The 14,765-nt window shown below is 72.0% G+C and carries 8 protein-coding genes and 1 riboswitch; of the genes, 2 read left to right on the top strand and 6 right to left on the bottom strand.

What is annotated here, in order from left to right; genetic code table 11:
• Window positions 1–67: 67 nt before the first annotated feature.
• Window positions 68–2,383 (bottom strand): substrate-binding domain-containing protein, encoded by a 2,316-nt coding sequence (locus SM611_RS05145; RefSeq protein ID WP_371947648.1) that lies wholly within the window; start codon window positions 2,381–2,383, stop codon window positions 68–70.
• Between the two features lie 223 nt (window positions 2,384–2,606).
• On the opposite strand from SM611_RS05145, the gene SM611_RS05140 reads away from it, so the two are divergent.
• Complete coding sequence (locus SM611_RS05140; RefSeq protein ID WP_371947647.1) at window positions 2,607–3,422, top strand: TrmH family RNA methyltransferase; 816 nt, start codon at window positions 2,607–2,609, stop codon at window positions 3,420–3,422.
• Between the two features lie 569 nt (window positions 3,423–3,991).
• Here the strand turns inward: SM611_RS05140 and SM611_RS05135 are convergent.
• The 4 genes from SM611_RS05135 to SM611_RS05120 form a co-directional block, all read right to left on the bottom strand.
• Window positions 3,992–4,999 carry a hypothetical protein gene (locus SM611_RS05135; protein ID WP_371947646.1) on the bottom strand — a complete coding sequence of 336 codons (1,008 nt, stop codon included), beginning with the start codon at window positions 4,997–4,999 and terminating at the stop codon, window positions 3,992–3,994.
• A gap of 119 nt (window positions 5,000–5,118) precedes the next feature.
• Window positions 5,119–5,487: a UCP033725 family protein gene (locus tag SM611_RS05130; protein ID WP_371947645.1), complete on the bottom strand. Its 369-nt coding sequence runs from the start codon at window positions 5,485–5,487 to the stop codon at window positions 5,119–5,121.
• On the bottom strand, window positions 5,484–10,109 hold the full coding sequence (locus tag SM611_RS05125; RefSeq protein WP_371947644.1) for an SseB family protein: 4,626 nt from the start codon (window positions 10,107–10,109) through the stop codon (window positions 5,484–5,486). Before SM611_RS05125 ends, SM611_RS05130 begins: the two co-directional genes overlap by 4 nt.
• 101 nt (window positions 10,110–10,210) lie before the next feature.
• Entirely contained in the window at window positions 10,211–11,470 is a 1,260-nt protein-coding gene (locus tag SM611_RS05120) for an aminotransferase class V-fold PLP-dependent enzyme (protein ID WP_371947643.1), read from the bottom strand.
• 41 nt (window positions 11,471–11,511) lie between these two features.
• Window positions 11,512–11,628: riboswitch (SAM riboswitch) on the bottom strand.
• Between the two features lie 2 nt (window positions 11,629–11,630).
• On the opposite strand from SM611_RS05120, the gene SM611_RS05115 reads away from it, so the two are divergent.
• On the top strand, window positions 11,631–12,050 hold the full coding sequence (locus SM611_RS05115) for a DUF8711 family protein (RefSeq protein WP_371947642.1): 420 nt from the start codon (window positions 11,631–11,633) through the stop codon (window positions 12,048–12,050).
• Window positions 12,051–12,080: 30 nt separating this feature from the next.
• On the opposite strand, the gene SM611_RS05110 is transcribed toward SM611_RS05115, so the two are convergent.
• Window positions 12,081–14,651, bottom strand: a complete 2,571-nt coding sequence (locus SM611_RS05110; protein ID WP_371947641.1) for a transglycosylase domain-containing protein — start codon at window positions 14,649–14,651, stop codon at window positions 12,081–12,083.
• Window positions 14,652–14,765: the final 114 nt, after the last annotated feature.

Raw genomic sequence — 14,765 nt, 5'->3', positions numbered from 1 at the left:
GGTTGACACCGAACCGCAGGAAAAATCAAGAACTACCTGACGCGTCCGTAAGATCACCGAGTGGTGATCATTGGATCCGGCGGGACAGCATCTTGAGGAAGATCTTGGAGATCTCCTGCGGGGTCTGGGCGACCTGGACGTTGCCGTTGGTGGCGGCGGCGATCTGCTCCAGCTCGTTGCGGTCCACGCCCTTGCCGAAGCCGATCATGTTCACCTGGATCGGCTTGTTCGGGTCCTGCATGGCCTTCAGCTGCTTCAGCGTCTCCTTGAGGGTGGGGCCGCCGTCGTCGTCGTTCTTGCCGTCCGTCAGCAGCAGGATCGAGTTGCCGAACTCCGGCTTGTAGGTCTCGTTCATCTGCTTGTACGCGGCCAGCATCGTCCGGTACAGGCCGGTGTCGCCGTTCGGCTTCGGCCTCATCTGGTTGAGCGTCGACAGGACGAGGCCGCGCCGGGTGGTGGACCCGATCCGCTCGCCGAGCGGGCCGATCGGCACCGAGATCCGGTACGGCAGGTCGCCGTTCATCTTCGTCGAGAACAGCCACTGGCCGAGCTCGGTGTCGTTCGACATCATGCTGAGGCCGCCCTGCGACACCGCGGCGATGGCCTGCAGCCGGTTGGTGTTCGGGCCGACCTTCTCCAGCATCGAGCCGGACACGTCGATCAGCGTCAGCATCCGCAGCCCGAGCGACAGCTTCGACCACGCCTGCATGATCTTCGCGACGTCCTCGCTCTTCGGCATGGGCAGCTGCCGCGGCTTGGCCGGGCTGACCCCGGCGCCCTGGTCGAAGCCCGCCGGCGCCTTGCCGTCCGGCGCGCGGAACCCCAGCTCGTGGACGTCCTTGTGGGTCGCCTCGGTGGTCATCGCCTTCTCCAGCAGGCGGGCGGCCTTCTGCTTGCCCTCGTCCTTGCCGGTGACGGTGAACGGGTAGTCCAGCGACAGCGTGCCCTCGATCGGGTACAGCGCCACCGCGGGCTCGCCCGGCTTCGTCTTGTTGTACTGGAAGAGCGCCTGCTCGGACGACAGGGAGATCGGCTTCTTGCCGCCCTGGTTCTTGCGGAACGCCGTGAACTCCGCCTCGGTCGAGGGGACGGTGCTCTCCCGCACCGTCCGGACGATGCCGGTGAAGATCGAGTCCCGGTTGGGGTCGTTCGCCAGCAGCATGCTCGTCACCATGAGCGAGCCCATGCCGGCCGCGTTCCGCATCGGGTCGGGCACGACGAGCCGCACCGAGCCCGCCGGGATCATCTGGTTCTTGGTCACCGCGCCGCCCGCGGTGCCGCCGGCGGCCTTGAGCAGGTTGTCCCAGGACGGGCTGGCGGTGATGCCCTGCTTCTTCAGCTGCACGGCGAGGGACTGCGGCAGCCCCACCACGATCGGGCTCTTCGCGACGGACGTCTTGGTGGAGATGACGCCGCCCTTGTCGTCGCCCTCGGCGCCGGCCTGGGCCAGCGAGATCCACAGGGACGAGTCGGGGATCCAGACGTCCGGGCGGTCGTTGGACCCGTTCGCCACGGCCTGCCCGGACAGCAGCGTCGTCACCGCCGACGGCTCGACCTTCTTCACGGTCGCCTTGACGCACTTGCCGTCGACCTTGCTCTTGCCGTCGTTGAAGCGTCCGGCGGCCTTCTCCACGGCCGGCGCGATGTCCGGCGCCACCGCGACCGACAGGTTCATCGCGTCGTCGCCGGAGCAGCCGCCGCCGCTCTCGGCGAACGCGTAGACGCCGACGCCGAGCAGCAGCGCCAGGCCCACGGCCCCGGCCATCGGCCCGATCAGCGCGGTCGCGCTCCGCTTGCGCTTGCGGCGGCCGTACTCGTACCCGCCGGACCCGCTGTCATAGCCGCCCGACCCGCCGCCGTAACCGCCGGATCCCCCAGAACCGCCCGAACCACCGGATCCGCCCGCACCACCCGAACCGCCGGCCCCGCCGGATCCGCCGAAGAAGCCCGACGGGCCGCCGTCCGAGCTCCGGATGGCGTCGTACTCGCTGTACCCGGTGCCGGCGAGCGGCGAGGACTCCGGTGACGGGCCCTGCGTGGACGACGACCGCGGCTCGCCCTGCGGGTACCCGCCGGACCGTCCGAGACCGTAGCCGCCCGCGTCGGACGCGCCGCTGAACCCGCCGGAGCCGTAGACCGGCTCCTCGGACGACTGCCGCGGCGTGAACCACTCCGGCGTCTCGCCGGACGCGCCGGGCGGCGGCCCCTGCGGCTGCGGAGTCCCCTGCGGTCCGCCCTGGGGCTGCGCCAACGGCCGGCCCTGGCTCTCCCGCGAGCCGAACCAGTCCGACGACCCGTCGTTGGCCGGGCCGAAGACGGGCCTGGACGGGTCGTAGCCGCCGTCCATCCCCTCAGGGAAGTCATTGCGATGACGTCCGCTCATGCCCTGCCCTCGATTCACCAGAAACCCGCCGATGTTCCCCGGCACTGTAGTAGTACGAACCAGAGGTTACAAAGAACTCAAAACTGATAATGACGCAGGTCATCACCGTATGTCCCGACGAACCTGGCATTGACCCCGTCCATCACCGGCTGCGACGACGACGGTACGAACCGGCGCGGAGCGGCCGTCCGGAGCCGGCCTCCGAGGGCGGCAGACTGGGGGGATGGCCGACCTCGTCCCCGTCTCCGACCCCGCCGACCCCCGCCTCAACGACTACGTGCGGCTCCGCGACGTGAACCTCCGCAAGAGCCTGGAGGCCGAGCACGGCCTGTTCGTCGCCGAGGGCGAGAAGGTGATCCGCCGCGCGGTCGGCGCCGGCCACCCCGTCCGCTCCCTCCTGATGGCACGCCGCTGGGCCGGACCGCTCGCCGACGTCCTGGACGGCCTGGACGCCCCCGTCTACATCACGGACGACGCCACCATGGAGTCGATCACCGGCTTCCAGGTGCACCGCGGCGCCCTCGCGTCCCTGGAACGCCTCCCGCTGCCCTCGCTCGACACCGTCCTCGCCGCCGCCCGCCGCGTCATCATCTGCGAGGACATCGTCGACCACACCAACATCGGCGCGATCTTCCGCTGCGCGGCGGCCCTCGGCGTCGACGCCGCCGTCCTCGCACCCCGCTGCGCCGACCCCCTCTACCGGCGCGCGGTCAAGGTCTCCATGGGCGCCGTCTTCGCCCTGCCCTACGCCCGCATGACCGACTGGCACAACGACCTCTCGGTGATCCGCGCCGCGGGCTTCCAGCTCCTCGCGCTGACCCCGTCCCCGGACGCGGAACCCATCGACGACGTGCGCCCGGCCGGCCGGCGCGCGCTCCTGCTCGGCTCCGAGGGGGACGGCCTGTCGTCCCGCTGGCTGCGCGAGGCCGACCACCGCGTCCGCATCCCCATGAACGAGACGGCCCTGTCCCGCGGCGTCGACTCCCTGAACGTCGTGGCCGCCGCCGCGATCGCCTGCTACACCCTCACCCGCCCCTGACCGGCGCGCGTCATCTGCACCATTTCTGAAACGGCGCTCCGGGTGAACTCGCCGCGTTCTCTCCGCGCCCACCGGACCGAAATCAGCGCACCGGTGTGCTTTGATCAGAAGGCTGGCCACCTCGGTGACCGGGTACGCGAAAGCCATCAGTCGCAACCAGCGCCGCCGATTCGCCGTCCGGCCGGAGTGGTCGCCGGGAGCTCTGGTAATGCTCCGTGCCATTCCCGCCTCGACTTCGAGCTGATCGACTTCGAGATCCGCAGGACGTCCAGAGGGCAAGGCGTCAGGCTGACATGATGGCCGAGAAAGGGCCGAGGTATTCGTTCCTCGCCGACGGCGGATGTGCCTCTGGATGGGCGGCTGAGAGCTACTTCGGAGACCTCGGATTCTATGGGCAGGATCTTTGGCCTCGATGCGGACCGCTGATTGCGTGCTTTCAGCCATCCGGATCTCGGGCGCGGCGAGAACATCGATGCGTGATGGAGAGGAGCCTTGCACTGATCATCTGGCGGGGATACAGGGGCCTGCCGCATCGGCGGCGGAACCCGAATTGTTGTGCTAAGTACTGATCACTTGCCGAACATGCCGTGGCGGGGACGGCGGTGGGTTCCTCGCGCGCGCTTCGCCGCCCCCGCGGGGACGCGCCGGCGGCCGAGCCGCAACTGGGTCAGCAACAGCGAGAACGCGACCATCAGGGCGGCGAGCCAGGCGATCTGCGTGCTCGCCATCCGCTCGAACGTGATGTCCTGCGCGACGGGCGTCTGGTTGCCCTGGAGGCGGCTCTGCGGCGTCCCCGCGCCGGGCACCGGGCTTGGCGCGACCGTCGGGCTGGGCGCCTGGATGGGCGGCAGCGCCACCTGCGGCTTATCGGGGTCGAACGAGGAGTTCGGCGACGGCGGCACGTAGTCGTTCGTCCCCGACCCGCCGGACGACGACCCGCCCCCGGAACCCGACCCGCCGCCGCTCCCGCCCGTCCCGGACGACTTGCTGGTGGTGGGCGAAGGCTTCGACGGCGTCCGCGACGTCGGCTTGTCCGTCGGCGGCTTGGAGGTGGAGGGAGGCGGCGTGGTCGGTGTCGGAGACGGCTCCGGCACCACGTAGGTGATGGTCATTTTTTGAGTGCTGGCCTCGATGCCCGTCGCGGCGACGGTGACCGTGATGCTGAAATCGGTCGTTTTGTCAGGGCCTTCTGCCGGCACTGTCACCGTCGACTTGACGATGCCCTTTTCGCCGCTGCCGATCGTCTCGATCTCGCACTCCGGCGCACTGAAGGGTTCCCCGCAGTCACCGCTGAACTTCGTGCCTTCGAGGGTCGAGGTGATGTCCGTGACCTCGGCGTTCGTGACGTCGCCGTCAACAGCCTTGAAGGTCGTCGTGATGACGAAGGAGTCCTCTGGGTTCACCTTCGCCGCGACTGGCGTGACGCTCACTTCGAGCTTGCCTGCAGGCTGAGCGCTGCCCGAGTCTGAGGGGGACGGTGACGTGGTCGCGGCCGTTGCCGATGCCCCGCCTGCGGCGAGGATCGCCGCCGTGCCGAGACCGATGAACATCGGTTTGACCGCCGATCGGCAGATCACTGCCGCAGCACCTCCGTCGCGTCGCCGTTGAACGCCCGTGCCCGTTGTGCACTACCCGAGGGGTCGCCTCGAGAGTCAAGCGAACACGGATCTCCGGGCCAAATCAACCCCGGACGGCATCAGATCAACTCCTCGCGGATGTCCTCGATCTCGGCGCTCGGAGCCCACGCCTGCCAGATGCCCTGGTCGATGCGGTCGAGTCCCAGACTCTCGGCGACCGGGGCCCGCCCTCCCGTGTACTCGACGCGCAGCCAAGTTTCATGCTCGCCCACGATGACGAACCGCTCCCCGCGCCAGCGGCACGTCGTCCGGACGTACCGGAGGTCCTCGATCTCGGACGCGGGGACGATCCGGCGGAACCGTCCGGGCCGGAGTTCCTCGAACCCGTCCGTCGGCCCGGGCGCGTACAGCCTGACCTCGCCGTCGGCGCCCGGCGCGGCCTCGAAGTCGCGTCCGAGCCAGCGTGCGACGTAGCCGTCCCGGATCACTGCGCGGCCTCCGTCCGTCCGTCCCAGCCCTCGGGGCCCGCCTCGGGCCGGAGCCACGCGAGCCGGTCGGGGTCGTACATCGCCACGAACCGCTCGGACCGGTCGCGGCCGAGGTAGTACATCTCCGCCCCGTACGGGAGCCGGACGCTGTCCACCTTGTACTCGCGGATGGACCCCGCGCTCCCCGGCGCGAACCCGCTGCCCAGGAACGGCGGCCGCTCGACGACCCAGCCCGCCTCGCCCCACGCGGCCATCTCCGACTCGTCCCGTCCGCCGAAGGGGACCCGGTACAGGTCGGGACAATAGGCGGGCCACCGGATGACGTACACGCCTTCGTCCGCGGGTGAGAACGGGGAGCCCTCGTACAGCAGGCCCAGCGCCTCGTACAACTGGCTCGGCGTCTGCAACTCGGCGACGTCACCGGTCGAGTGGACGAACCCGCCGGCCCGGTCGTAGCCCTGCTCCAGGTACCAGGCGACGTGCCCGTGCGGGACGACCTTCTGCATGATGGTCGGGGACGAGACACGGTCGTCGAGGTCGGACGGCAGCTCCGCCACCGCCGGCTCCTGCCGCGGCGGCGGCAGCGGAACCTCGGGCCGCGCCGGGACGAGCCCGACGCGCATCGCCCACTCGCTGAGCGCCCGGACCTGGTCGCCCTGCAGCGACGCCCCGATGCGCGTTCCCGGGTTGAGCAGCATCGCCCAGTCGTCCCGCGGCCACGCGCCGATCAGCTCCCGGAAGTCCGCGTAGACGAACCGCGACTCGGGCAGCACCTCGCGCAGCCGGACCAGCGACGTGAACACCTGCACGGACGCCTCGCTCCGCAGCGCCGCGTCCCAGCGGAAGTCCCGCTGCATGGGCGTCACCTCAAGCGGCGCGTCGTCCGGGATCGGCACGAGCACGTTCGCGTTCAACAGGACGCGCAGGAACGCGTCCGAGTCGCCGCCGGCAGCCGCCTCGTAGAGCTCCTGGTCGATCCGGTTGCCGGGCTCGAAAACGGGCTCCACGGCCCGCAGCCCGCGCTCACCGGCCCCGCTCGGGGGAGACCCTGTCCGGCCGCCGGGCGCCTCGCCCGCAAAACCGTCCTGCGTGCGGGCGTCGTTGAACGGCACCTCGCCGGAATGCCCCGCACCGGCGACGTCCTGCCGACCTTCCGGTGCGCCGACCCGATCGGACAGGTCGGGCGCGCCCGCAGTGCCCGGGAGACCGTCATGCGGAGAACCGGCGTGACGCCCGGTCACATCACCCTGCGCCGGATTGGCCGCGCCGGGCGCGAGCGGGTCGCCGTACGGCATTCCGCCGACATCCGCTGCGGGCCCTTGCCCCGCGACGTGGTCCTGCGGCGGGACGGCATGGGGGCCAGGCGCGCCGGGCATGCCGAACGCGCGGGGATCGCCGTACGGCGTTTCACCGGCGTTGGGCGGGGCCCCGTACCCCGCCAACGGGTCGACGACCCCGCCCGAGGGCGCGTGCTGTGCTCCCTCGCCACGGTCGTCCGGCTCGCCGGATGGGGCCGCGTTGGACGTGCCGAACCCACCGACATCGGCTCCGGCGCCGGGCAAGTCACCACCCGTACTCGGCCCGCCCACGCCGCCTGGCTGGCCGGACGCGCCGGCGTCGCCTGGAGCACCTTGGTGCGGTGGGCCACCGTGATGGCCGCTCACGTCGCCTGGCGCGATGTCGGCCCCACCGGCCGGGTCGGTGGCTCCGACGGGTGCGCCGGGCATCCCTGGCATCCCGGGCAGGCGCGGGTCGGTGTACGTCGCGTCGCCGACGTTGCTCGCAGGCGCGGTCGGGCCACTACCGCCTAGCTGGGCGGACGGGCCCGGCGCGGCCTCGGAGGCGACACCGGGTGCGCCGGCGTGGGGGTGCTCGCCGGACGTGCGTGAGCCGTAGGCCCCCTCGCCGACATCGATCGTCGGCTCCTGCCCCGAGCCCGCCCCGAAACTGCTGGGCAGCCCGGACGCGTCCAGGCCGTCCTGGACACCTTCGGCCGGAGAGCCGGCGTGGCGACCATTCACGTCACCTGGTGCCATGCCGTCGCGTCCGTCGGTCGAGGCAGCCGCATCGCCAGGTATGCCGGGTATGCCGGACGTGCGAGGGCCGGTAAACGGCGTTCCGCCGGTATTGGCCGCTGGCTCCTGCCCGGCGTGCGGGCCGCCGGGTGCACCGACCCCGCCGGGCAGGTTGGATGCGTCCGGGCCGCCTCGGTAGCCGGTCACGTCGCCCGGTGCCGCGTTGGGCCCACCGGTGCTACCCCCGCTGACCGCTTCAGCGGCCGTGCCAGGCGTGCGGGGGTCGCTGTAGGGCGTCTCGCCAGGGTTGGCTGCGGGCACCTGCCCGGCGGCCGGGCTGCCGGGCGTGCCGCCGCTGCCCGGCGGGTTGGATGCGTCCGCGCCTGGGTGACCGGTCGCGTCACCCTGCACCGCGTTGGGCCCGCCGATGGTTCCACCCGGCGCGCTGGGGGTGTGCGGGTCGGTGTACGGCGTTGCGGGTTCTTGCCCGGCGGCTGGGACGTTGGGCGTGCCGATGCTGCCTGGCGCGTTGGTCGCATCCGGGCTGCCTGGGGCGCCAATCTGCGGCGAGGTGGCGTGGCGCGGCCCCTCGGTGGGGGCGCCCGGCAGGTCGGCGCTGCCTGGAGTCACGTTGGACGGGGCGCTGCCGGCGTCTGTCGGGTCGGCGGCTTCGCCAGGCGCGCCGGGCATGCCGGGCATGCCCGGGTCGCTGTAGGGCGTCTCGCCAGGGTTGGCTGCGGGCTCCTGCCCGGCGGCCGGGCTGCCGGGCGTGCCGACGCTGCCCGGCGGGTCGGATGGGGTCGTGCCGCCTTGGTGGGCGGTCGCGTCAGCCGGCGTCGCGCTGGGCGCGCCGATGGTTCCACCGGGCGCCTCGGGGGTGCGGGGGTCGGCGTACGGCGTTGCGGGCTCCTGGCCCGCAACCGGGCCGCTGGGTGTGCCGACGCTGCCAGGCACGCCGCCGAGCGGCAGGGCGTTATGGCGCGTTCCCTCTGTGCTGTCGGCCGCCGGGCCCTGTCCCATGTTCGCCTCGCCGAACGCGGCCTCGCCGCTGGACATGCCACCTGGGTCCGCAGTATCGCCAGGCATGCCGGAAAAGCCGGCGTTGCTCGAGAGGTCGCCCGGTGCGGCCGGTGCGGCTGGGACGCCTTCGTGGCCCGGCCCGCCGGTCGGTGCGCCCAGGGTGCCGGCGGACGCGAGCGGGTCGGTGTGGGCTCCGTGCCGTCCGGGGACGGCCGGGGCCACCGGGACGGCCGGGGTCTCCGGAGGCGGCGGCGTGGACGCCGACGGGGGAGTCCCCGGCGGGGTCGCCGGAAGGCGCAAGGTGCGGATCTGGTCGCCCGGCATGGCGGCGTCGATCGGGGTGCCCGGGTTCAGGACGAGCGTCCACTCGGTGTCGGGCCAGGCGGCGACCATCTCGTGGAGGCTCGGCATGATGAAGCGGGACGAGCCGATCGCCTCGTTCATCCACTTCAAGGACGTGAAGACCTGGATGGACGTCCGGCCGTGGACGGGCACGGGCCGCCACGGGAAGTCGGCGTCGCCCGGCACGATGCCCCACGGGGTGTCCGCGTCGGCGGGCACCAGGACCTGGGCGGCGAGGACGATCTTGTAGAAGGTGTCGGTGTCGCCTCGGCGGGCGGCGTCGAAGAGGCGCTGCTCGATGTCGTTCTGCGGTTCGAAGCGCTCCGTCATGCGCTGGGCGGCGCGCTGGTCGGCCCAGGTGGCGAGGCCGGGGAGCTGCTGGGCGAGGACGGTGCCGCCGGCGGGGGAGCCCGAGTTGATGGCGAGCAGCCAGTCGTGGTTCGGCCAGTAGCGCAGGGCGACGGTGAACGGCAGCTTGATGTACTCGGTGCCGGCGCCGGACGCTTCGAGCAGGCGTTCCGGGGACGTGAACACCGGCACGACCGTGGAGCCGTCCACCTCGCGGGTCTGCCACGGGAAACCGGGCCGTCCGGGACGGAGCGCGAAGTCCATGTCGTCCGGGACGGGCAGCAGGACGTCGGTGCCGGCGAGGGTCTGCAGGAACAGGTCGTGGTCGTTGTTGGCGGCGGCGCGCAGCAGTTCGCGCTCGACGTCGTTGGCGGGCTGGAACTCGGGGCGGGGCGACTGCCGGGGCAGGTCGCGGTGCTGGTCGCGGAGCTCCTCCCATGGCGCGGGCGCGCGGCCGACCTGCGGCGGGCGGCCGTCGCCCTCGGCGACCTGGCGGACGAACCAGGCCGGCATCCGCGCCTCGATCGGCAGGACGGTGCCGACGCCGTGGCCGGGCGCGTCGATGGCGAGCCACCAGCGGGCGTCCGGCCACGTCTCGGCGATGTCGCCGAACCGGACCGTCATGAAGTGCTGGTACGACGGCCCGAGGCACGCCCGCATCGCCGACGCGGACGTGTAGGCGAGGACGTGGACGCGGCCGTCCTCCTCCTGGGTCGGCCAGGACGGCTGCGTCTCGTTGGCGAGCACGCCGTCCACCAGTTCGGGCGGGACGGGGACGACGAGCTCGCTGTCCGCGAGGAGGCGGAAGTAGCTCTCCTGGTCCCCGGCCCGTACGGTCTCCTGCAGTCGGTGTTCCAGCTCCGACGTGGGTCGCCACGCGTCGGCCACGGTCGCCACCCCCTGTTTCCTCCGTGCTCGTCCCCGCGCGACTGCCTACGCTACAGGGGCGAACAGGACCAAAGAGCATAATCATCTGACTGCCCGCGAGTGTCCGCAGGTCAGCGCGTTGTCAGCCCGGCGAGGGCGGTGAGCAGCCGGTCGATGTCCTCCTCGCTCGTCCCGATGCCGAGGCTGGCGCGGACCGCGGCGCCCCCGCCCGCCAGGTGCCGGACGAACGGGTGGGCGCAGAACCGCCCGTCCCGGACGCCGATGCCGTGCTCCTCCGACAGGGTAAGCGCCACGTCGCGCGCGTTCCAGCCGTCCACGGTGAACGACACGATCCCGACGCGCGGCGCCCGGCCGCCCCACAGCGACAGCTCGCGGACGTGCGGCAGCGCGGCGAGCCCCGCGCGGAGCCGTCCGACGAGGGCCTCCTCCCGGACGGCCAGATCGTCCCAGACGGGGGAGAGCGCGTCGCACGCGGCGGCCAGCGCGACGGCGCCGAGGACGTTCGGCGACCCCGCCTCGTGCCGCTGCTCGGCGGAGGCCGCCCACCGGGTCGTCGCGCCGACCGACGCGCTGGCGCCGCCGCCCTTCAGGTAGGGCTCGGCGGCGCGCAGCCAGTCGGCGCGCCCGGCGAGCACGCCGGCGCCGAACGGCGCGTACAGCTTGTGCCCGGAGAACGCGACGTAGTCGAGGCCGAGCGCGGTCATGTCGAGCGGACGGTGCGGGACGAGCTGCGCCGCGTCCACCGCGATGCGGGCGCCGTGCCGGTGCGCGACCCGCGCCAGCTCCTCGACGGGCCACAGCTCGCCGGTGACGTTGGACGCGGCGGTCACGACCAGCAGCCGCGACCCGATCGGGCAGGCGGCCAGCGCGCGGTCGGCGGCGGAGACCGCCTCGGCCGGGGTGGCGGGCGCGGGCAGCCGCACGGCCCGCCTCCACGGCAGCAGCGATGCGTGGTGCTCGGTCTCGAACACGACGACGCTCGTCCCGGCGGGTACGGCGCGTGCCAGCAGGTTCATCGAGTCGGTCGTGTTGCGCGTGAACACGACGGCCGCGCGCCGCCACGCCCCGACGAACGAGCGGACCGTCTCGCGCGCCTCCTCGTACGCGCCGGTCGTGACCTGGGACGCGTAGCCCGCCCCCCGGTGGACGCTGCTGTAGTACGGCAGCGCGCGGGTGACGGCCTCGTGCACCGCCTCCAGGCAGGGCGCGCTGGCGGCGTAGTCGAAGTTGGCGTAGGGGACGTGGCGGCCGTCCCGCAGCGGCACCGGGACGTCCGCTCCGATCACGCGCGGAATCCGGCGAACCCGGACCCCCTCGGGACGCGTCACAGCAGGGGTGGCGATGGGGGAGCGGGCGAGCAGCATGGGCATACCGGGACCTTCCGGGTCAGGGACCCCGGAACGACGGTCGGGATCCGCGCTTGCCGGAACGCGGTGCGGCGTCCGGCCAGGTCCTCACCCGGGGCACCCCATCGCGGACGAAGGGTTGCCGGCCAGCAAGCCGGGGCTTGACGCTGGCGCTCATGACCTCATGCGGAAGTATAGGCGGGTGCGGTCGGGGATCAAGCGGGAGGGCGCGATGCGGTACGGGGTGGTTCGGGCGCTGGCCGGAGGCGTGGTGGTGCTCGGCGCCCTCGGCGGATGCGGGGTGCTGAGCGGCAACTCCGGCCAGGTGTGCGCCGACACGAAGAAGGCGTTCCAGCAGTACATCACCCAGGTCAAGGGCATTCCGGCGGCCGAGCCCGCGCAGTGGCGGCAGGCGACCGAGCAGCTCGCCGGACGCCTGGACGCGCAGGCGAAGAAGGCCGACGACGGCGACCTGAAGAAGGCGCTCAAGGCGGAGGCGGGCAAGCTGCGCGCCGCCGCCCCCGCCGTCGGCACCGGCGACGTCTCCCAGCTCGACACCGTGATGCAGGAGACGCCGGCCACGATCGGCGAGGCCTGCGACTAGCCCCCGCCCGGCCGGGCGGGGGGCCGCGCGTCAGCCGGTCGAGCCGATCCGGCCGCCGCCGCCGTCACCGGGGCCGGGACCGCCCCCGTCTCCACCGCCGCCACCGTCACCGCCTCCGTCACCGCCTCCTCCGGGCTGGGTCGGGATGACGGTCGGCAGGTCGGTCGGCGGCGTCGGGATCTCGGGTTCTTCGGTGGTCGGCGGCGGTTCGGACGGACCGGTCGTGCGCGGCGGTTCCGTCCGGCCCGGCGTGGTCGGGCCCGTCGGCCGTTCGTAGCCGCCGCCCGGCCGCATCGACGGCGAGCCGAACGACTTGGGCTCGTAGTCCTTGATGTTGACGGCGTCCGACATGTAGGCCCGCCAGATCTGCGCCGGCAGCTGCCCGCCGTACGCCCCGTAGCCGGGGATGTTCAGCGGCTTGCCGTCGCTGCGGAACATCGCGACCGACGTCGCCATCTGCGGGATGAACCCGTTGAACCAGATCGCCTTGCCCTTGTCGGTCGTGCCGGTCTTGCCCGCGACGTCGCGGCCGTCAGGAAGCTGGGCGTTGGTCCCGGTGCCGCCTTCGACGACCTTCTGCATCGCGTAGGTCGCGTCCCGCGCGTTCTGCGCGCTCAGCGCCCGGGTCCCCTTCTCGGTGAACGTGCGCTTGTGGTCCTCGTTGTCGGTGACGGACTTCACCACGAACGGCGCCTTGTGCACGCCCTCGGCCGCGAACGTCGCGTACACGCCCGCCTGCTGGACGGGATGCAGCGACACGATGCCCAGCGGGAACGTGGCGGCGTTCCGCTGGTCCTCGTTCATCTGCGCCGCGGGGATGCCCATCTTCTCGGCCATCTTCGCGATCTTCTCGTTGCCGACGTCCCGGCCGAGGTTGACGTAGGCGGTGTTGATCGAGTGCTGGGTGGCGGTGACGAGGTTCACCGACCCGAAGCTCTCGTTGCTGTCGTTGTGGATGGACGACCCGGCGAACGTCTGCGGCGAGCTGCCGTCGTAAGTGGTGGTGAGCGACCGGCCGTCCTGCAGCGCGGCGGCGAGCGCGATCGGCTTGAACCCGGAGCCGGCCTGCGCCCAGTCGCCGAACGCGCTGCTCAGCGCCTCGTCCAGGTAGCCGCGCCCGCCGTAGAAGGCGAGCACCTGGCCGGTGGACGGGTCGACCGACACGGCCCCGGTGCGGATCTTCTTGCTCATCCCGTCCGGCGCGTTCTGCGTGACGGCCTGCTTCATCGCGTCCATCAGCCGCTTGTCGAACGTCGTGGTGATCTTCAGCCCGCTGCGGTTGATCTCGTCCTCGCTGTAGCCGCGGCGCTCGGTGAGCTCCTTCTTGGCCACGTTGACCATGTAGCCCTTCTGGCCCTTGAGGACGTCGGTGATCTTCTGCTTGTCCGGCGCGGGGAACTCCAGCGCCGCGGCGTCGGCGGACGTCAGGTAGCCGTCCCGCACCATGTTGCCGAGCACGGCCCGCCACCGCTGCTCGGCCGGGGCGCGCAGGGCGCCGCTCGGGTCGGCGAAGTTGCTCGGCTGCTGGATCGCCGCGGCGAGGTAGGCGCCCTCGGCGGGCGTCAGGTCCGAGACGTCCTTGTCGTAGTAGGCGTGCGCGGCGGCCTGCACCCCGTAGGCGTTGCGGCCGAAGTAGATCGTGTTGAGGTACTGCTCCAGGATCCAGTCCTTGGGCTTCTCCCGGTCGACCTTCAGCGCGACCATGATCTCTTTGAGCTTGCGGGTGATCGAGCGTTCCTTGCCGATGCCGCCGTAGTAGTTGCGGACCATCTGCTGCGTGATCGTCGACCCGCCCTGCAACTGCTGCCCGGTCACCGTCGACCAGAACGCCCGCGTCGTGCCCTGCACCGAGACGCCCGGGTCGTCGTAGAAGCTGCCGTTCTCTGCGGCGATGACCGCGTTGCGGGTGCTCTCCGGGATCTGGCCGAGCTTGACCGCGTCCCGGTTGATGCCGGTCTTCGCGATCTGCGTCTTGCCGTCGGAGTAGTAGAACGTGGGGCCCTGGGCGATCGCCTTCTCCTGCGGGGACGGGACGGGCGTGAACAGGTAGGCCAGGCCGAACGCGGCGATGCAGAACCCGATCAGGCCGAGCAGCGTGAACAGCGTCCGGCGCAGGAACCGCGACCTGCGGCTGCGCCGCTTCCCGCCGCCGCCACCGTTGCCGCCTGTCCCGCCGCCGCTTCCGGGCGGCGGCGGATCTCCGTGCTTGGACGAGGCGGCGGGCATGGTCTTGATATGACCGTTGGCCGGTGCTTCAACACCCTCGGACGGCGTTTCCGCGTCCGCGGACGGCGTTCCGTCCGCGAGAACGCCCGGTTCGTCCTGCACCGTTTCGGAAGCGCGTGATTCGCCCGCATCCTCGGCAGAGGCGGGGGATTCGCCGTCCTTATCGCCGTTCCGTGATTTGTCGTCCGCATCCGGGAATTCGGTGTCCTGGACGGTTTCCGCGGCCCCCCGGCTCGCTTCTCCGGCGTCCTCGGTCAGCGTGCCGGTGACCGTGCCCTCCGCGCCGGCGGGCTCCCCGGCCTCGGTGTCGTTGCGGTCCACCTCGGCGGGCCCGGCGGGCGCGTCGCCCTCCGGGACCTTTTCGCTGTCGCTCACAAGCCCCCCGTGATTAATGCGTTACCGACCATACCTGAGGGGATCCGTGCGTCGGCCGCCCAATGCGCAACCGCATGGCTTCCCGATAGGAGGACGGGCAATCCGTCCCGCCGG

The sequence above is a fragment of the Actinomadura monticuli genome (assembly GCF_041463655.1).
In the GTDB taxonomy this organism is placed as follows: domain Bacteria; phylum Actinomycetota; class Actinomycetes; order Streptosporangiales; family Streptosporangiaceae; genus Spirillospora; species Spirillospora monticuli.
Note: the sequence above shows the minus strand (reverse complement) of the source record. Positions and strands in the feature narration are given on the sequence as shown.

Excerpts from the sequence above, each read along its gene's own strand:
- SM611_RS05145 (WP_371947648.1), bottom strand. The coding sequence starts at position 2,383 with ATGAGCGGACGTCATCGCAATGACTTCCCTGAGGGGATGGACGGCGGC.
- SM611_RS05140 (WP_371947647.1), top strand. The coding sequence starts at position 2,607 with ATGGCCGACCTCGTCCCCGTCTCCGACCCCGCCGACCCCCGCCTCAAC.
- SM611_RS05120 (WP_371947643.1), bottom strand. The coding sequence starts at position 11,470 with ATGCCCATGCTGCTCGCCCGCTCCCCCATCGCCACCCCTGCTGTGACG.
- SM611_RS05115 (WP_371947642.1), top strand. The coding sequence starts at position 11,631 with ATGCGGAAGTATAGGCGGGTGCGGTCGGGGATCAAGCGGGAGGGCGCG.